This is a genomic window from Sphingobacterium sp. UBA2480, assembly GCF_002341965.1.
Taxonomy (GTDB): Bacteria; Bacteroidota; Bacteroidia; order Sphingobacteriales; family Sphingobacteriaceae; genus Sphingobacterium; species Sphingobacterium multivorum.
In genome coordinates, this window is the sequence record NZ_DDPA01000005.1 from 1 (window position 1) to 19,250 (window position 19,250).

Sequence of the window (19,250 nt, forward strand, 5' to 3'; positions counted from 1 at the left end):
ATTTTAAATCCTGCCAAACTCACTTAAACCCTTCTTTTTTTCATGATTCCTTCTTTCGAAGTAACCGTCCCTCCCTTGCGGAGTGGTGCAAAGATAGGGAGTTTACTAACAAACTTCCAAGCCTTTTGTTCTTATTTATTTCATTTTGCCCTTAACTACCTGTAACGGTGCGAGATTCTTTTTGTAAAACAGGTGATCGGAAGGCTGGGAACGTCGGCTCCGGGACAGAATGGGGACGGGAACCGGGATCTAACCTGGACATTGCAGGGGAACCGCGGCGAGCTGCGTACATACCGGGAACCGGGCTTTGGCACAGGCTTCCCTGGGGAAAAAGGAATGGTGCTGGAAATTGGATCGTACCGCGGAAACCGGGCTAACCCTGCTGTGTTCCCACTTCCCGGGGAAAGAGAAACGGTATCGTGAACAGTAAAGGGGGTATTGTTAGGCCTGAAAGATGCAAAGGGCATTCTTCGCTCTGCTTTTGCCCAATTGAAAACGGTGTGCCGGCTATTGATAAAGCCAGAACAATGGCAGAACACAGGCTGCCGGAATACCTTCTTCTGTAGCTATACTTTTCTACCTGTTTACTTAGGTTTAGTTTAGAGTTAACTTAGGGTTTGTTTAGGTATAGTATAGGTCAGAGCTAAACTAAACCTAACTTAATACTAAGCTAAATATAAACAAAAGCTAAACTAAGGAATAAAGCATCCTTAACTCTCCTTTATTTACTGGGGAAGCATGGCTCATTTAGGGCAAACTAGGGTTCTGCCTCGTGGACAGGGCTCCGGCTGCTACGCAGGGCTTGCGGGAACCTTCGACTCCCCTCCCCACCTGCTTCGTACCATGCTCGGGGCAGATTTGCCCTGCAACCGTGTTCTGTCCGTGTTGAGTCCGTGTTGAGTCCGTGTTGAGTCCGAGTCTGGCATGGATTCAGGTTACTTTCAAGGTAGCCGCACCCTGCCCGCAGGGCGAAACTAAGCCCTAGCTAAACCCTCGCTAGGCCCATTCAGGATGGATTCTGGACTGGTTCAAGATCGAAAACGAAACGAACCGCAGCGCGACATCTTACCTAGAAATACCGAAAAATAGCCAAAAAAACACCAAACACTCGGACTCGCATAGGTTACATGGGCCGAAAAGCCCTTGGTTAGCTTCGTGTATGTTGAACTTCTTTTTAATTTTGAAGAGGGATTGGAAAAAGGAAATCCTGCCAATCAAATCCATTGGCGAAGTCCCAGCCGACCATAGATAATGGCTAATTATGAAGATAAAAACGCATTTATACATTTTTTTATGTAGATTTATCTTCTTAAAATAACCACCAGAGCGATGAGCAGAACTACCCTGAAAGATATAGCGTTGGCACTCAATATTTCTGTTTCGACGGTTTCCAAAGCATTATCAGACAGCTACGAAATAAGTGAAGCGACTAAAAAGATGGTTCAGGAATATGCCAAAAAGCATAATTTCCACCCAAATAAGTTGGCACGGAGCTTAAAAATAGGTAAATCCAATACAATAGGGGTTATTGTATCCAACATTAGCAATACATTCGTTTCACAAATCCTCGATGGAATTCAAATAGCCTCTCAACAGACGGTCTATGACGTTATTTTCATGCAAAGCCGGGAAGACGAACGGATCGAAAAAAATTGTATTGACGTCTTACGCATGCGCGGTATTGATGGCTTAATGATATCTCCAGTCTCTTCTGATTCAAATATTGAAGAACTAAAAGCACTGATAAAATCGCAGATACCTGTGGTTATTTTTGATCGCATCAATCACCAGCTTGATACATTCAAGGTCGGGGTCAATAATTTCCAAGGTGCATATAACGCCACAAAACACCTCATCGAACAGGGCAAAAAAAATATTTTGCATATCACGGGAAAGAACTTAGGGGTGGCAGCCGAACGATTAAATGGCTTTAAATCTGCTTTATCAGATGCGGGTATTCCTTTTGATAATAGGCATTACATCGAATGTAGCTTTAATAATACCACGGATATCGACCAAACAATAAGAGAGATTTTGCTCAAAGAATATCTTGAACATAAAAATATTGATGCAATTTTTGGAGCAACAGATATTATTACAACCCGAACATTGGGTATCTTGGCTGAACTTCAGATTCAAGTTCCTTCCGAAGTTGCCGTTATCGGTTTTTCAAACACACAAATTGCTGCTTCGTTAAATCCAGCGCTATCCACCGTTGTACAACCTGCAACAGAAATTGGAGAATTAGCAACAAATAAATTAATGGCGACCATTAACCAAACAAGACCAGTGCATGAATTTGAAACGATTGAGCTTCCGACACAGCTCATCATTCGTAAATCTTCTTTATAATTTCAGTCACTATAAGCTTCGAAGAGGCATTTAAAAGTAAAACAGCCGAGAAACATGAAGAACATCGCTTCTAATTTCCCGGCTGTTTTTTTTATTAACGGTCCAGACCAAAAGTTATTAATCACAAATTAAACTTGCCCCTTGGTATTATTCACCGATAATACCATATTCCAAGCCCCGTAATTCTGCAAGCCCTCTCAATCTTCCAATAGCAGAATACCCAGGATTTGTGACTTTATTCAGATCATCCAACATCTGATGACCATGATCTGGTCTGAATGGAATAGCGGTAGATCTCAATTGATTTTCAGCGACCAAAATTTTCATAACTTTAAACATATTTACATCACCATCCAAATGGTCTGCCTCGTAAAAACTCCCGATAGCATCTTTCTTCACATTACGCAAGTGAACAAAATTTACCCGCCCTTTGATATTTTCCAAGATCGCTGGCAAATCGTTGGTCTGACTAGCCCCCAAAGATCCCGTGCAAAAACAAACGCCATTAAATTGCTGCGGAACTGCATTCAGAAAATACTCAAAATCCTCACCGTTACTGGCTATGCGAGGCAAACCTAATATCGGATATGGTGGATCATCCGGATGAATCGTCATGCATATACCATTCTCTTCGCAGGTTGTCGCAATTCCCTGAAGAAAATAAACCAGATTATTGCGCAAACCGTCTTTTCCAATATGCTTATAGGTATCAATGCTTGCTTTCAATGCCTCCAATTCCACATTCTTCTCCCCCGGAATTCCCATTAAGACAACATTTGCCAATTCATCTTTTTGCTGTTCCGAAATTTCATCAAATCGCAAAGATGCACGTTTTACAACATCTTCGGGATACGCTGCTCGAGCTTCATCACGTTTTAATATAAATATATCAAAGAGTGCCAAATCAATCCAATCAAAATACAATGCTTTTGAACCATCCGCCATGGTTAAGTCCAATTGTGTACGTGTCCAATCCAGCACGGGCATAAAATTATAACAGATTGTTTTGATACCACATTGGGCGAGATTGATTAATGTCTCATTATATTTCTGGAGGTATTCTTCTACTTGAGCTCCTTTTGTCTTAATCTCCTCGTGTACTGTCACACTTTCCACCACAGACCAGGTAAGACCCGCATCTTCTATAATGCGTTTTCTTTCTTGAATATCGGCAAGTGGCCATACCTCACCGTGAGGAATATGATGTAATGCCGTAACAATGCCAGTAGCTCCAGCCTGTTTGATATCCTGTAAAGATACGGGGTCATTGGGCCCATACCAACGCCAGGTTTGTTCTAATTTTTTCATCTTAAAATTTAATTAAACGCCACACCATGCATTAAAACCACCATCGACAAAGACAGTCTCTCCCGTCACAAAGGCAGATGCATCGCTCAATAGATAGATTAAAGTACCTTTTAACTCACGGGGGTCGCCCAAACGGTTATAGGGCGTTCCATGAAGGATACGTTTGGTACGGTCGCTATAAGTACCGTCTGGATTGATCAATAAGTTTTTGTTCTGCTTGGTTAAGAATACGCCGGGAGCGATTGCATTAACCCGGACTTGATCGCCATAACGCTGAGCGAGTTCGGTGGCCATCCATTTTGTATAACCATCGATACCGTGTTTTGCCACAGTGTAGCCCAAAACACGTGTAAAAGGACGACTGGCTGTGAGGGATGATATATTGATGATGACACCCTTTCCGCTTTCGGCAATCACACGACCAATAATATGCGTAGGAATCATTGTACCATACAGATTAAGCTCAATTGCTTTAATGGTATCCTGAATATTGCTCGCGAATAAATCTTGATCGGCACCAATTGTTGCACCGGGAATGTTGCCTCCAACGGCGTTTACTAAAGCGTCTATCCTACCCCACTTTTGCAAAACTTCATCTTTCGCCCGAGTGACATCCTGTTCGTTCATGATGTCAACTTCAACAAATATAGCTTCGCCACCAACGGACTCGACCTGTTGGACACGCTCTGCTCCGATTTGTCCATTACGTCCAAGGATCGCGACTTTGGCTTCTGCCTCGGCCAAAGCCTCAACAAATGCCTCGCCTAAAATCCCTGTACCTCCCGTAATTACAACTACCTTATCTTTTAATGAAAATGGATTATTATGCATGTATTTTTATTTCAAATTGGTATTTATCCCCAATTTTATTGATAATAACCTTAATTACAAAAAAAAGTAATTGATTTAATTACGATAACGTTTTAGTTACGCCGCCCTCCTTATCTTCTTCTTCTTCTGTCGTTTCATCATCAAACAGAATCCGTATAGAAGGTGTATAGGTATCATTATGCTGACCGGTTTTATTTGCCCAGAAAAAAGCACATAGAAAAATCAACGCCAACAAAACACTACAACCGATCAAAATATACATTATTTCCATAACAACTATAGTTTACGGCGTTTGGCATACCATCTCGTCATGAGACTTGTAAAGGAGATGATCGTTACCGTACTGATTGGCATTAGAATCGCTGCAAATAATGGCGACATAATACCCTGCACGGCAAAGCTCAATCCAATTACATTATATAAAAGAGATATTCCAAAGCTCATATGTATTACTTTCACCGCATCTTTACTAAAAGCAAAGAAATCTGGCATTTTTGAAAACGACTCCCCATCCAGTATTGCATCGCAACCAGGGGAGAAGTTATTGATATCATCACTCACGGCGATGCCCAAATCTGCTTTACGCAATGCCCCTGCATCATTAAGGCCATCACCAATCATACAGACATGCTTTCCGTCTACCTGAAAATTTTGAATTGTTTTCAGTTTTTCCATGGGTGATTGATTAAAAAGCAAACTTGCGTTTGACGGAAAAATTAACTGCAGCGCATCCAGGCGTCTATCGTTATCGCCCGAGATCAAATGAAGGTCATATTCAACTTTAAAATCTTCAATCAACGCCGAAAGGCCATCACGCCAGGATTGCTCCATGGTAAAATACCCTTTTAACTCCTCACCTATGCGAATAAAAACCACAGACCCATCTGTTTTAATATTACCGATATTCAGAAAGTTAGCACTACCGATTTTAATTTCCTTACCACTTACATTAGCCTGCATCCCCTTTCCCGGAAATTCCTTAAAATCCTGTACCGAAATATCAGCAGAGACATTCAGCCACTTGACAATCTCACGGCTCAATGGATGGCTAGAGTTTCTACATACCGCATTCAGTAACTTTTTGTCAATTGCTGAAAGACTACCTTCAAAATAAATTGAAGTTGCTTTAGGCGATGATATTGTGCCAGTTTTATCGAACACCAAAGTATCAATCGTTGCCATCTGCTCAATTGCGGCCGTATTTTTCACATAGAACTTATTTCGATCAAAAATACTTAGCGCTGCAGAAAGGGTAAATGGAGAGCTCAACGCCAGCGCACATGGGCATGCAATAATCAATACCGCCGTAAAAGCTCCCCAAGCCCTACTTGCACTACCATCAACGGCCCAAAATAAGGCAGCCAATAGTGCAATAGCCAATAAAACAACAGTAAAATATTTACTTATAAAGTTGACAAATGTTTGAAAATGTTTGTCATAATCTTTATAATTCTCATTATTCCATAATTTGGTCAAATAGGACTGTGAAATCGGTTTGACCACTTCAAGTTCTATCGCTTCCCCCGTCTGGCGTCCGCCGGCATAGATAATTTCGCCTAAGGTCTTACTGACCGGACTTGATTCTCCCGTTACAAAGCTAAAATCTATCGCAGCATCGCCTTTTAAAAGCATGGCATCAGCGGGTATAATTTCATTGTTCCGAACCAAGATACGGTCACCGATATGAACGTCAGCTAATTGTACAGGTTTGTCCCCTGATTCCGTCAATACTGTTACAGCCACGGGGAAATAACTCCGGTAATCCCGTTCAAATGAGATATGATAATAGGTACGTTGTTGTACCCATTTTCCGATCAATATAAAGAATACAAGACTACAGAGTGTATCCGTAAAACCAGCTCCTGTCTGTGTGATCACCTCAAACGCGGAACGCAAAAATAACACGAGGATTCCTAGAGCTAATGGCACATCCAGATTCAATCTCTTTTGTTTCAGACTCCAATAGGCCGATTTGAAATAATCCGATGCACAATACAATAAAACAGGGAGACCAAAGGCCAGGTTTATATAACCAAAGAAATTGGCATATTCCTTTTCAAAACTCCCCATTCCAAAATAATCAGGGAAACTGAATAACATAGAATTTCCAAAACAGAAACCGGCAACAGCAATTTTTGCGACCAAAGGATTCAAATTATTTCTATTCCCTTCCTTTACAACATCCTGCAAAGTGATTTTAGGGTCATAACCGATATTGACCAAAAGATAAACCAGGTCTTTCAATGGCAGCTCATTGTGATTGAATGTAATGCTCGCCTGTTTCTTCATAAAGTCCACGCGCGACTGCAGTACGTTGGGATTTAGTTTATATAAATTTTCCAGCAACCAGATACAAGAGCTACAGTGAATAGCCGGAATATAAAAGGTGATGATAGTCATCTTATCATCTTTATAATCCACTAATTTACCGGCAATCTGTGGTTCATCCAGATAGGAAAAATCTTCTTGCTTGGATTTATTTGATTTACCCGGGTGCTGATTATAGCGATAATATTGCTGCATACCACTATCGTTCAGTACTTGGTAAACGGTCTGACATCCCAGACAGCAAAAATCATGATGATCGAGCTGATAACCCGTTTCCTCAATTTTATCGCCGCAATGGAAACATTTTTCTGCAAGTTGTATTTCATCCCTTAGCTCTGCCATACCTTCGTTCTAAATTGCCTGACTAAATAATTGATTTTGTGCTTTTGAACGCAATAATCGCTGATCAAAGGCCATACAGATATTTCTTAAAAAAGAGCGTCCAATAGCAGTACATTGAATTAAGTCGCCGGTTATGGAAACTAAACCATCTGCAACAAGTTCAGACAATTCGTCGATAATCTGCCCATTCAACGGCGCACCTGTCGGCAACTGCACTTTACCTTTACACATCATATCGAGGATATAACGCCTTACAAGAAGATCCTCCTCGTTGAGTATATGTCCTTTTACAACGGGCAATACCCCTGCGTCGATAAGTTTATGGTATTCTTCTACGGTCTTCACATTTTGGGCAAAAGCCCCCCAAGCATCACTGATCGAAGAGACGCCAATACCGATTAACAGGGGGCTAAACCGATCAGCATACCCCATAAAATTGCGATGTAATCGCTCTTGTTGAAAAGCCACAAATAACTCGTCCTCTCTTTTCGCAAAATGATCCATACCGACATCTTCATAGCCATGGGCTAAAATCATTTTTTTCCCAAGATTATACAGGGCAAGTTTGGCCGCACCATTCGGTAGATCTGCTTCGGTATAATGTCGTTGACCGGGTTTTATCCAAGGCACGTGGGCATAGCTATAAAAAGAGATCCGGTCTGGAGCGAGCAGCATCGACTTTTGAATGGTATCGGCGACGGTCGCAAGCGTCTGCTTAGGCAATCCGTAAATCAGGTCAAAATTAATGGACTCAAATCCGATTTTCCGCGCATTCAGCATAACCTCTTCCACTTCCGCTGATGTTTGATGCCGGTTGATCACAAACTGTACAAGTGGATCAAAATCCTGTATTCCCAGGCTCAAGCGCCGAAATCCCAGGTCAAATAAAGTTTGTAGATGCGCGATCGTTGTATTGGCGGGGTGAGCTTCAAAAGAGAATGAATGATCAGGAGCCAGGTCTGAAAGTTTAAGGATTTCCTCAATCAGTACCCTCAAATTATCTGGGTGGAAAAAGGTCGGAGTTCCACCACCCAAATGTATTTCTGCCAATAACGGTCTTTCTCCTTTAAATAGAGCGACGTACATTTCCCATTCCTTCAAAAGAGACGCAATATAAGGTTCTTCAACGCGATGGTTTTTTGTAATGCGCGTATTGCAGCCACAATACGTACAGAGGCTTTCACAAAAAGGAAGATGGATATACAGGCTGATTCCTTTCTCCTTCGATTGCCCAAAGGTATGATAGACTTGATTAGTCCATGCCGTCCGGGAAAATGCTTCATTATCCCAAAAGGGAACGGTTGGATAACTTGTATAGCGCGGTGCGGCAACATTATATTTCTGCACCAATTCTTCCATTATAACCTGCGATGTAATCATTTTATTTTATTTTTTTTGCACAGTCGTTTAGACAACAACAGGCTTTACCCACACATTTTTCTATTCCCCATAAGTTGAGATTCCGGACGGTCTGCTCAGCCAGTCCTTTGGGACTCTGATCTTCGAACGGCGCATTGGCAATCTGAATATGCAGATCTCCAGCTTTCACTAAATCGATATGAGCAGTATCTTTACTCCGGGTCATAATTTTATTGATCCCTAACCCTTTTAAATTAAGTAGCATGCTCTCGTCCAAAATATCGCTCACGGAAATAACTACCGCATCTTTTCCACGCGCATAATTCTGTGTCTCCGCATTTAATCCATTTGAAATCAAAGTTAAGTCATGTTGTTTGGCATTTGCCAATGCCCAAAACTCTTTTTCAAATGACCTTACATTATATACTACTACTTTCATTCTGATTCTACAATCACCAATTAAGGTTTATCCTAAGAACAAAAGTAAATTATGCATATGGGCAAAAAGATGATGTAGCACCACACCTTAAAATGATATTTATCACAATTCACAAAAACTTGCATGATTTCGCAAATACCAACAGCTGTGAAATCAACCGAAAGCTATTATCTGGCCAATAATCGCGTACAACACGGTCATTGAAACCAATGAAACCAAATTAGTTCAATAAAACGGCAAAGCGAGCTCGCATTGATACTTTAATGAAAGGACACAAATAAATAAACATAGACTATCAGAAAAAAGGCGTGTTCAGAAAAACTGAACACGCCTTTTTTTTGTTGATTTTTAAATCTTCGTTTCTGTCACCTACTGCTTCACATCCCGCAGGTTCTTGATGGAATTGATGTATATTTTGCCTTTTTCTTTTGAAATCAATTTTTCTTCTTTAAAATCAGAGAGCATACGGGAAACAGTTTCATTGGCTGTCCCTGCAATTGAAGCCAGACCATCCCGTGTCACGTCAATTGTACATGCATTGACCTCGTTTATATTGATTCCACTTTTTTCAGCAACACTGATCAACGCGTTTGCGACCCGCTTACGGACAGAATGATAGGCAAAGCCAAGCAATTGTTCTTCCTTTTCCCGTAAATCGACAGAAAGAAGCTTAATAAATTTACTGGCTATTGCAGGCTTTTTCCATAACAGCTCCAGAAAACTGTCTTTTGGTATCAAGACAATTTCACTTGGCTCAACTGCTTCGGCGTAGTCTTCATAATTATCATTCAACAAAATCGAGGCATAGCCAAAATAATTTCCTGAAATAAAAATACCCGTAGACAGCTCGCGTCCATCTTTATAAGACTTAAAACTGCGCACCTGTCCAGATTTCACAAAATAGACATATGTTGGCGAATCGTCTTTTTCATAAATAGACTGTTTTTTCTTCACGGTTTTCACGCGTGAATTAGCGAGAAGTTCATGTAGCAATAATACCTGCTCTTCAGCACTCAAACTCAAATCATCTTCCTGCGAAACATCTGCTGCCAGCTGCTCATGTCTTTTGAGGCGCACATCTATTGCATTCATCAATTCAACATCATCAAAAGGTTTGGTCAGATAATCGTCCGCTCCCATCTCCATCGCTTTGCGCATATCTGCGCGTTCCGCTTTGGCGGTCAGAAAAATGAACGGAATTTTGGCTGTACTTTCAATTTTGCTTAACATAAATAAGACGCCATAACCATCTAATTCAGGCATCATGATATCACAGAGAATCAGATCAGGTATATGTCTTGTTGCCAGGTCGACTCCAACACGTCCATTTTCGGCAGTAATGACATCATACCTTCCTGTCAACTCCAATATTTCGGTAGTCCCCTCTCGGATATCAATATTATCTTCAATAATTAGAATTGTCTTTTTATTTCTCATCTGCAATTATTTATTCTGTCCTTTTTATGTTTTAGACCCTTTTATGCTTTGCCTCTATTTATCAACACCGCTCTCCTTGAAGCGCACGCGGAATGAAGTTCCTTTATGTACTTCCGATTCAAATTCCATCTGACCTTCCATCAATTCGATATACCGTTTTACGATATTCAGGCCTAATCCTGTACCAGGGATATTACCTGTATTATGTGCTCTAAAAAAAGGCTCAAACAAATGTACTTGATCTTCCTCGGGTATACCAATACCATTGTCTTTCACGGATATTAAGCAGCCTTCGTCGTCAATACAGGTTGTAAATTCGATCAATGTGTCTTCTCCGGAATATTTGATTGCATTGGAAATTAAGTTGACCAAAGCGTTTTTCAACAGATTTGGATCTAAGGTAAAATGTCCAATTTCTCCCGTATGTTGGTATACAATATGCTGATTTTTCTTACAGATCAATTGCATTTCTTCGGTAATCTCTTCCGCCAATTCGACCAGATTGATGTATTGCTTATTCATGACAACGATACCAGCTTCCAGTTTCTCTAAGGATAGGAAATCATTCAGAATGCTGGTCAGCAATTGAACTGCACCTTTGATTTTATTGGTATGTTTAATGATATTAGTTTTATCATCCGGTCGCTCGGCATACTTTTCAATCAGCGAAGCTGAAAGCTGAACGGAGCTTAGAGGCGTACGAAACTCATGCGAAGCCATAGACACAAAACGCGATTTTAGTTGGCTAAGCTCAATTTCTTTTTCCAAGGATTTAGAAACCTCTGCCTTCGCCTTTTCAAGTTCGGACACCAAGGAGATCAGATCGCGCGTACGTTCACTGACTTTATGCTCGAGTTCGGCAGCATGTTGCTTGAGCATATCCTCGGCAGCTTTCTCACGCGATAAATCGTGAATAAAGCCTGTAAAGATATTCTTATCTTTTAACCAAACCTCACTGACTGCTAAGCGAAATGGAAATGTTTCTCCATTTTTCTTTAAGCCCATCACTTCGCGGCCGATTCCGATAATCTTCTTGTGGCCTGTGGTTTGGTAATTATGGATATAACCATCGTGATTGCCGCGATCAGGTTCAGGCATTAACATGGATATATTGTGTCCGATTACCTCTTCAGCCTGATAACCGAACAATTCCAAGGCAGCAGGGTTAATGCTTTCCACATTCCCCCTGTTGTCTATGGTTATTATTCCATCAATAGCGTGGTCTATTATAGCAGCCAAAAGCCTTCCGCTCTCCATGATCCACTCCTATTATTTAACTAATTTTTTGTATTTAATACGATGTGGCGTTACATCACCCACGCGTTTTTTACGGTTGTCTTCATATTCAGTATAGTTACCTTCGAAGAAATAAACCTGAGAATCGCCCTCAAAAGCAAGGATATGGGTACAAATACGATCCAGGAACCATCTATCGTGGGAAATAACAACGGCGCAACCGCCGAAGTTCTCCAAGCCTTCTTCCAGTGCCCGCAAGGTATTTACATCAATATCATTGGTCGGCTCATCGAGCAAGAGTACATTTGATCCCTCTTTAAGCGTGATAGCTAGGTGAACACGATTGCGTTCTCCACCCGAAAGCACACCTACTTTCTTTTGTTGATCAGCACCGTTAAAATTGAATTTGGAAACATAAGCTCTTGAGTTCACCGAGCGGTTACCCAACATCATATTGTCGCTGCCACCCGTAATATTTTCCCAAACCGATTTTTCCGGATCGAGGTCGTGGTGCATTTGGTCCACATAGCCCAATTTCACTGTTTCCCCGACTTTGAAAGAACCTGTATCCGGCGTTTCCTGTCCTGTGATCAAGCGGAATAAAGTTGTTTTACCCGCACCATTTGGTCCAATGATGCCTACGATACCTGCCGGCGGCAACATGAAGCTTAAGTTCTCAAATAAAATGCGATCGCCATAGGCTTTGGAGATATTCGTTGCCTCAATGACAGAGTTCCCCAGACGTGGCCCCGGCGGAATAAACAATTCCAATTTTTCTTCGCGTTCTTTCGTTTCCTCAGAAGCTAATTTTTCATAGTTATGCAAACGTGCTTTCGATTTAGCGTGACGTGCTTTCGGTGCCATACGCACCCATTCCAGCTCACGCTCCAGGGTTTTTTGACGTTTGGTTTCCTGCTTTTCTTCCTGCGCGAGACGTTTTGCTTTTTGATCTAACCAAGAAGAATAATTTCCTTTCCAGGGAATACCTTCACCGCGATCCAATTCAAGAATCCATCCAGCAACATTATCCAAGAAATAACGGTCGTGGGTAACGGCGATGACAGTTCCTTTATACTGTTTTAAATGTTGTTCTAACCAATCGATCGACTCGGCATCCAAGTGGTTGGTCGGCTCATCTAAGAGCAATACGTCTGGTTCCTGCAATAATAAGCGACATAATGCTACACGTCTACGCTCACCACCTGACAAATTGACAATCTTCGCATCTGGTTCAGGGCAACGTAAAGCATCCATTGCTCTTTCCAATTTCGAATCGATTTCCCAAGCGTTAGTGGCATCAATGATATCCTGAAGTTCACCTTGTCTTGCCAACAATTTGTCCATCTCATCGGCATTTTCATAAACCTCAGGCAGGCCAAATTTTTCGTTGATTTCTTCGTATTCCTGTAAGATGGCTGTAATTTCGGCAACACCTTCCTGTACCACTTCAAGAACAGTCTTTTCAAGATCCAATTGAGGTTCTTGCGCTAAATAACCCACAGAATAACCAGGGGAGAACACCACCTCGCCTTGATATGACTTATCCAATCCAGCGATAATTTTTAATAGGGAAGATTTACCTGATCCATTCAAACCGATCACGCCGATCTTCGCACCATAGAAAAAAGATAAATAGATATTTTTTAAAACTTGTTTTTGAGGCGGATAGATCTTGTTGACACCCGCCATCGAAAAAATGATCTTCTCGTCTGACATAAAATTTAAAAAAATTCGAAAACTCTTGTTATATTAACATACAAATGTAATCTTTTATACTGACATTTTGGACGTATAACGGTCATGGCTTAATTGTTGATGACATTATTTAAAATAATTTTAAGGTTTGAAATGCAGAATTTACTACATTTATATATCCTTAATATAAAACAGAAAGGTATTCAATGGAAGCAAAATTTTCACCGCGCGTAAAGGATGTCATATCGTACAGTAGAGAGGAAGCTTTAAGATTGCGTCACGATTATATAGGAACAGAGCATTTATTGCTTGGATTGATTCGTGAAGGCGATGGAATGGCGATAAAGATCCTTAAAAACATAGGCATTGACACGGCAGCACTACGTCAATCTGTGGAGGACGCAGTGAAGGGGGCATCGGTTTCACGAGCACCTATTGGCAATATGCCATTAACAAAACAGGCTGAAAAAGTTTTGAAGATCACTTATTTGGAAGCTAAAATATTCAAATCGGATATCATCGGAACGGAGCATCTATTATTGGCTATCTTACGGGATGAAGATAATATTGCTTCTCAGATTTTACAACAATACAATGTGACTTACGACATCTTCAAATCTGAAGTTGAGCAAAATAGAACGACGATCAAGGACGAAGCTCCGGGCTCTCCTACCGGCGATGATGATTTTGCAGAGGATGATCAATATATCCAACCTAAAAAAGTTTCGGATATTAAATCCAAAACTCCAGTATTGGACAATTTTGGCCGTGATTTGACCAAAGCTGCCGAAGAGGGTAAATTGGATCCTATTGTAGGTCGCGAAAAAGAGATTGAGCGTGTGTCTCAAATTTTATCCCGACGCAAGAAGAACAATCCGTTGTTGATCGGTGAACCGGGAGTTGGTAAATCAGCTATTGCAGAGGGACTTGCGCTTCGTATTGTCCAACGCAAGGTATCGCGTGTGCTCTTCAATAAGCGTGTAGTCACATTGGATCTAGCTTCATTGGTTGCCGGGACGAAATATCGCGGTCAATTTGAAGAACGTATGAAAGCGGTTATGAATGAACTGGAGAAATCACCGGATGTCATCTTATTTATCGATGAGATTCACACCATCGTTGGTGCAGGTGGCGCTTCAGGATCGTTAGATGCTTCCAATATGTTCAAACCTGCCTTGGCAAGAGGAGAAATCCAATGTATTGGTGCAACAACATTGGACGAATATCGTCAATACATTGAAAAAGATGGTGCTTTGGACCGTCGTTTCCAACGTGTAACGATTGAACCGGCTACACATGACGAAACAGTTGAAATATTGAATCGTATCAAGGAGAAATATGAGGACCACCACAACGTGACCTACACTCCTGAAGCAATCGAAGCCTGTGTGTCGTTAACAACACGTTACATTACAGATAGATTCTTACCCGATAAGGCGATTGATGCTTTGGATGAGGCAGGCTCTCGCGTGCACTTAAACAATATTCATGTACCGCAGTCCATTATTGACATTGAGAATAAAATTGAAGAGGTCAAATTGGAAAAGAATAAAGTCGTTCGCAGTCAAAAATACGAAGAGGCTGCGAAATTGCGTGATACGGAGAAAAAATTGATCGAGGAGCTCGAGAAAGAAAAAATCGCTTGGGAAGAAGAGACGAAGTCTAAACGTTATACTGTTTCGGAAGAAAATGTTGCTGAAGTAGTGGCCATGATGACAGGTATTCCAGTACAACGTGTTAGTCAGACAGACAGTCAAAAACTGTTGAATATGGCTGAATTGATGAAGGGAAGAATCATTGGTCAAGACGACGCTGTAGGTAAATTGGTGAAAGCGATACAACGTACACGTGCAGGTTTGAAGGATCCTAAAAAGCCAATCGGTTCGTTTATCTTCTTAGGCCCTACCGGTGTCGGTAAAACAGAGTTGGCTAAGGAATTAGCGCGATTTATGTTTGATACAGAAGATGCGCTGATCCAAATTGACATGAGTGAGTACATGGAAAAATTCGCGGTATCTCGCCTTGTTGGAGCGCCTCCAGGATACGTCGGCTACGAAGAAGGTGGTCAATTGACTGAAAAAGTACGTCGTAAACCGTATGCGGTTGTCTTACTGGATGAAATTGAGAAAGCTCACCCAGATGTGTTTAACCTCATGCTACAAGTATTGGACGAAGGCCAATTGACAGATAGTTTGGGTCGTAAAGTGGATTTCAGAAATACCATAATCATTATGACTTCAAATATTGGTGCACGCCAATTGAAGGAATTTGGTCAAGGTGTTGGTTTTACGACTGCGGCAAAATCGCAACAATCTGATGCACATTCACGTGGAGTTATTGAGACCGCTTTGAAAAGAGCCTTTGCTCCAGAATTTTTGAACCGTATTGATGATGTGATTGTGTTCAACTCATTGACAAAAGAAAACATCTTCAAAATCATTGATATTGAGTTGAGGTCATTGTTCAAACGTATCGCTGATTTGGGTTATACGATCAATTTGACAGATGAGGCAAAAGATTTCATTGCGGACAAAGGTTATGACAGTAATTTTGGTGCACGTCCATTAAAACGAGCAATCCAGAAATATTTAGAAGATCCGATTGCAGAAGAAATCCTCAAAGGAAATGTGCAAACTGGTTCAGTTTTGACCGTGAGCATTAATCCTGAAACCAAAGATATTGAGGTTTCTAGCTCAGATTCGAAGTCTTCGAAAGATACCGCTGAGAAGTAAGCTTTAGCTGTATCAAAAATAATTTCAATAAAATGCACCTTTATGGTGCATTTTTTGTTGTAAAGAAAGTTGGCGTTAAACTTTCGCACTATTTTATCGTCCTATAATAAAATTGTCACAAATAACACGAACAATATGAAAAGACTTTTATTAGCAGCATTAATTGGAACCGCAGCCTTGGTTTCATTTTCTTCTTGTAAGAAAGAATACGTTACAAACTATTTACCGGGAGTAACTTTTAATACGAAGGTAGTCTCCTCTTCTTGGGGAGTTGACAAAACCGGATATTCTTTCTCAAATGAATTGGACTTTCCCGAATTAGATGCAAAATATTTCGACTACGGACACGTGGGAGTAGCTGTATCATTTGATAATGATCCAAATTATTTCATTAACATTCCTTCAGCTATCGGCCCTTATAATTATCGCGTGGAGTATAAAATTGGTAAAGTATATCTCTATGCTGATTATGTGGGTAGCGACAATAAACCAGTCCGTCCGGACAATATGTTAGTAAAAGTAACATTAACGGATGCTGATAACGGTGGAAACTAAATAAAAAAGGTCTTAGAGAATCTCTAAGACCTTTTTTTATTTAGTAGCTATCCTTTCAGTAATAACTCTGCATGTTCAAGTGCCGCATCCGTTGGATTGGTACCACTGAGCATCTGAGCAATTTCCCTCACTCTCCCCTCCTGATCCAAACGAACAATGTTAGATATCGTCCGGTTGGCTTTATCTTCCTTATACACTTTATAATGCGCTGCACCTTTAGCTGCAATTTGTGGCAAATGGGAAATAGCAATGACCTGCATGTTCTCTGCAAGGCTTTCCATCACCTCCCCCACACGCAACGCTACTTCACCCGAGATCCCTGTATCAATTTCATCAAAAATAATAGTCGGCAAGGCAGAAGTTTTTGCAACCAAGGATTTGATGGCCAGCATCACCCTGGAGAGCTCTCCGCCGGAGGCAACCCGATGAATGGATTGTAATGCCTGTCCTTTATTGGCCGAAAATAAAAACTTTATTGAATCTATTCCCGATTCCCGCATATCCCCTTCCTTCAATGGTTCGAGATTAATTTGCAACAATGCATTGGGCATCCCTACATTTGACAAAGTAGCCTGTACATCTTTTGCGATTAAATCTAAGACTTTCTTTCTGGCTGCTGAGAGTTCTTCTCCTTTATTTTGAGCAATAGCTAATTTAGCAACTACTTCTTTCTCCAGTCGCTCCAATTGTTCATCCGAAGAATTTATGGCAAACAGTTTGGATTCAAGATCGTCACGCAATTTAATCAACTCTTCGACGGAGTCCACATGGTGTTTTTTCTGTAAGGAATACAATAGGCTTAGGCGCTCATTGATCTCCAATAAAGTACCTTCATCAATTTGAGTATCTTCTTCAAGCGAACTCAGCTCTGCTGCGACGTCTTTCAGCTCAATCCACGTACTCTTTAACCGTGCAGCCAAATCTGCCGCCTCAGGCAGAAATGAAACAATACCTTCCACTTGGCTCATCGCCTCTTTTAAACGGCTTAAAACTGCCGTATCTTCATTTACTAATAGATGTGACGCACCAGTTAATGCACGCTTGATATCTTCTGCATTTTCCAACTGCCGCTGTTGTACTTCGAGTTGTCCCTGTTCATCTGCTACCAATCGGGCGGCATCAAGCTCATCAAATTGAAACTGAAAATAATCCTGTTCAATTGCAGCCTTTTTTACCAGCTCTTTAAATTCTTCAAGTTCTTTTTTTGCTTTCTTATAAGCGAAGAAACTCTCCCGATAGCTTTGCTTCAGCACAAATGCTCCTGCCACACTATCGACCACAAGGAACTGAAAATCTTCTGTATTAATCTGCAATGTTGCATGTTGCGAATGCACATCAATCAACTGCTCACCTAAAGCTTTGAGGATAGCCAGTGTGACCGGTGAATCATTAATAAATGCCCGGGATTTACCATCGGGCGAGATTTCTCTTCGAATAATGGTGTGGTCCGCGTAATCAAGATCATTTTCCTCAAAAAAACCAAGTAGCTGATAAGACCCAACTTTAAATTCCCCTTCTATCACACATTTCTTGGTTGGGTCGAAAAAATGCTTCCCTTCGGCCCTATTTCCTAAGATCAGCGATAATGCGCCCATGATAATAGATTTACCGGCACCGGTTTCGCCGGTAATCATATTTAAACCTTTATCAAATTGGATTTCCAATTCGTTGATGAGCGCATAATTTCTAATATGTAAGGTATCTAGCATATTCTTGCAGGTCTATTTTACAGTTTGGAGGAAAAACCGTCCTCAATCGGATCCTATATTTATGAACCTTTCTGTAGGTAATTTACCTAAAACTCAGGCAATTTCAATATGTTTTATTTTAAAAAAACATAAATTCTCTTTACCGACTTTCTCAATTTTGACATTTACAAGCACTAAATACTAAAAATAATATCAATTATCCAAGCAAAAACGGAAAATAAAACTATTATTTTTAGCAACAACATTCTTTTTTTGACAAAAGAATGTTCTCATTCAGCACTATTGACATGAATAAATCCTATTTTTATGGCATGCAAGATTATAGTGCTACGCTCAAAAAATACATGCCCGAACAAGCAGCGCCGATTATATCCAACTGGATTAATCATACCCGCTGTTTATTTAAGATCTCTCGGTCAAGGAGTACCAAGCTAGGAGATTACCGTGCGCCGTTTAGAGGAAGCCCGCACCGCATCTCAGTCAACCATGACTTAAATTCCTATTCATTTTTGATTACGACGATCCATGAATTTGCGCATTTACAAACATGGAATAAACATCAGCATCGTGTCAAGCCACATGGTACAGAGTGGAAAAATAATTTCAAGGAACTGATGGAACCCTTCCTTAAATTGAATATTTTTCCTACCGATATCAGCAGTGCTATTCATCGTTATATGGAAAATCCTGCGGCTTCGAGCTGCACGGACCTTCACCTGTTTCGAACCTTAAAATCATACGATACCGTCAAAACCAGTGCCCTTACGGTGGAATCCCTAGAGGATGGTCATTTCTTTAGGTTGCAAAATGGTCGCTCATTTCAACGTATTGAAAAAATAAGAAAACGCTATAAGTGCATGGAATTGAGTAGCAAACGCATGTACTTATTTAATCCAATAGCGGAGGTATTTCTGCTCGAACAATGAT

At 40.8% G+C, this 19,250-nt stretch carries 15 protein-coding genes; 5 read left to right on the forward strand and 10 right to left on the reverse strand.

The window, feature by feature from the left end; all coding sequences use genetic code 11:
• Positions 1-192 precede the first annotated feature (192 nt).
• On the forward strand, positions 193-423 hold the full coding sequence (locus B3600_RS10160) for a hypothetical protein (RefSeq protein WP_286752851.1): 231 nt from the start codon (positions 193-195) through the stop codon (positions 421-423).
• Between the two features lie 906 nt (positions 424-1,329).
• Complete coding sequence (locus B3600_RS10165; RefSeq protein WP_286752852.1) at positions 1,330-2,352, forward strand: LacI family DNA-binding transcriptional regulator; 1,023 nt, start codon at positions 1,330-1,332, stop codon at positions 2,350-2,352.
• 147 nt (positions 2,353-2,499) lie between these two features.
• On the opposite strand, the gene uxuA is transcribed toward B3600_RS10165, so the two are convergent.
• The 9 genes from uxuA to ettA all read right to left on the reverse strand — a co-directional run bounded on the left by uxuA (position 2,500) and on the right by ettA (position 13,348).
• Complete coding sequence (gene uxuA / locus B3600_RS10170) at positions 2,500-3,660, reverse strand: mannonate dehydratase (RefSeq protein WP_286752853.1); 1,161 nt, start codon at positions 3,658-3,660, stop codon at positions 2,500-2,502.
• Positions 3,661-3,672: 12 nt separating this feature from the next.
• Positions 3,673-4,491 carry an SDR family oxidoreductase gene (locus B3600_RS10175; protein WP_286752854.1) on the reverse strand — a complete coding sequence of 273 codons (819 nt, stop codon included), beginning with the start codon at positions 4,489-4,491 and terminating at the stop codon, positions 3,673-3,675.
• Between the two features lie 79 nt (positions 4,492-4,570).
• Positions 4,571-4,762: a cbb3-type cytochrome oxidase assembly protein CcoS gene (ccoS, locus tag B3600_RS10180; protein ID WP_286752855.1), complete on the reverse strand. Its 192-nt coding sequence runs from the start codon at positions 4,760-4,762 to the stop codon at positions 4,571-4,573.
• A gap of 5 nt (positions 4,763-4,767) precedes the next feature.
• Positions 4,768-7,161 carry a heavy metal translocating P-type ATPase gene (locus B3600_RS10185; protein WP_286752856.1) on the reverse strand — a complete coding sequence of 798 codons (2,394 nt, stop codon included), beginning with the start codon at positions 7,159-7,161 and terminating at the stop codon, positions 4,768-4,770.
• A 9-nt stretch (positions 7,162-7,170) separates the two neighbouring features.
• On the reverse strand, positions 7,171-8,541 hold the full coding sequence (gene hemN / locus B3600_RS10190) for an oxygen-independent coproporphyrinogen III oxidase (RefSeq protein WP_286752857.1): 1,371 nt from the start codon (positions 8,539-8,541) through the stop codon (positions 7,171-7,173).
• A 1-nt stretch (position 8,542) separates the two neighbouring features.
• Positions 8,543-8,959, reverse strand: coding sequence for a lactate dehydrogenase (locus tag B3600_RS10195; RefSeq protein ID WP_112374205.1), 417 nt, complete (start codon positions 8,957-8,959; stop codon positions 8,543-8,545).
• Between the two features lie 369 nt (positions 8,960-9,328).
• Positions 9,329-10,396, reverse strand: a complete 1,068-nt coding sequence (locus tag B3600_RS10200) for a response regulator (protein ID WP_286752858.1) — start codon at positions 10,394-10,396, stop codon at positions 9,329-9,331.
• 54 nt (positions 10,397-10,450) lie between these two features.
• Entirely contained in the window at positions 10,451-11,653 is a 1,203-nt protein-coding gene (locus tag B3600_RS10205; RefSeq protein ID WP_286752859.1) for a PAS domain-containing sensor histidine kinase, read from the reverse strand.
• Positions 11,654-11,665: 12 nt separating this feature from the next.
• Positions 11,666-13,348: an energy-dependent translational throttle protein EttA gene (gene ettA / locus B3600_RS10210; protein WP_286752860.1), complete on the reverse strand. Its 1,683-nt coding sequence runs from the start codon at positions 13,346-13,348 to the stop codon at positions 11,666-11,668.
• Between the two features lie 185 nt (positions 13,349-13,533).
• On the opposite strand from ettA, the gene B3600_RS10215 reads away from it, so the two are divergent.
• Both B3600_RS10215 and B3600_RS10220 read left to right on the forward strand, forming a co-directional pair.
• Positions 13,534-16,059 (forward strand): ATP-dependent Clp protease ATP-binding subunit, encoded by a 2,526-nt coding sequence (locus B3600_RS10215; RefSeq protein ID WP_286752861.1) that lies wholly within the window; start codon positions 13,534-13,536, stop codon positions 16,057-16,059.
• Positions 16,060-16,194: 135 nt separating this feature from the next.
• Complete coding sequence (locus B3600_RS10220) at positions 16,195-16,614, forward strand: hypothetical protein (RefSeq protein ID WP_046672220.1); 420 nt, start codon at positions 16,195-16,197, stop codon at positions 16,612-16,614.
• Between the two features lie 47 nt (positions 16,615-16,661).
• Here the strand turns inward: B3600_RS10220 and recN are convergent, their stop codons facing one another.
• On the reverse strand, positions 16,662-18,323 hold the full coding sequence (gene recN, locus B3600_RS10225) for a DNA repair protein RecN (protein WP_286752862.1): 1,662 nt from the start codon (positions 18,321-18,323) through the stop codon (positions 16,662-16,664).
• A 287-nt stretch (positions 18,324-18,610) separates the two neighbouring features.
• Between recN and B3600_RS10230 the strand changes: the two genes are divergently transcribed.
• The gene (locus B3600_RS10230) at positions 18,611-19,249 is read left to right on the forward strand and encodes a sprT domain-containing protein (RefSeq protein ID WP_286752863.1); all 639 of its coding nucleotides are present in this window, start codon (positions 18,611-18,613) and stop codon (positions 19,247-19,249) included.
• Position 19,250: the final 1 nt, after the last annotated feature.

Coding starts and splice junctions, on each gene's coding strand:
- B3600_RS10200 (WP_286752858.1), bottom strand. CDS start 10,396: ATGAGAAATAAAAAGACAATTCTAATTATTGAAGATAATATTGATATC.
- B3600_RS10230 (WP_286752863.1), top strand. CDS start 18,611: ATGAATAAATCCTATTTTTATGGCATGCAAGATTATAGTGCTACGCTC.
- ccoS (WP_286752855.1), bottom strand. CDS start 4,762: ATGGAAATAATGTATATTTTGATCGGTTGTAGTGTTTTGTTGGCGTTG.
- B3600_RS10195 (WP_112374205.1), bottom strand. CDS start 8,959: ATGAAAGTAGTAGTATATAATGTAAGGTCATTTGAAAAAGAGTTTTGG.
- B3600_RS10215 (WP_286752861.1), top strand. CDS start 13,534: ATGGAAGCAAAATTTTCACCGCGCGTAAAGGATGTCATATCGTACAGT.
- uxuA (WP_286752853.1), bottom strand. CDS start 3,660: ATGAAAAAATTAGAACAAACCTGGCGTTGGTATGGGCCCAATGACCCC.
- hemN (WP_286752857.1), bottom strand. CDS start 8,541: ATGATTACATCGCAGGTTATAATGGAAGAATTGGTGCAGAAATATAAT.
- B3600_RS10205 (WP_286752859.1), bottom strand. CDS start 11,653: ATGGAGAGCGGAAGGCTTTTGGCTGCTATAATAGACCACGCTATTGAT.
- B3600_RS10165 (WP_286752852.1), top strand. CDS start 1,330: ATGAGCAGAACTACCCTGAAAGATATAGCGTTGGCACTCAATATTTCT.
- B3600_RS10185 (WP_286752856.1), bottom strand. CDS start 7,161: ATGGCAGAGCTAAGGGATGAAATACAACTTGCAGAAAAATGTTTCCAT.
- B3600_RS10220 (WP_046672220.1), top strand. CDS start 16,195: ATGAAAAGACTTTTATTAGCAGCATTAATTGGAACCGCAGCCTTGGTT.
- recN (WP_286752862.1), bottom strand. CDS start 18,323: ATGCTAGATACCTTACATATTAGAAATTATGCGCTCATCAACGAATTG.
- ettA (WP_286752860.1), bottom strand. CDS start 13,348: ATGTCAGACGAGAAGATCATTTTTTCGATGGCGGGTGTCAACAAGATC.
- B3600_RS10175 (WP_286752854.1), bottom strand. CDS start 4,491: ATGCATAATAATCCATTTTCATTAAAAGATAAGGTAGTTGTAATTACG.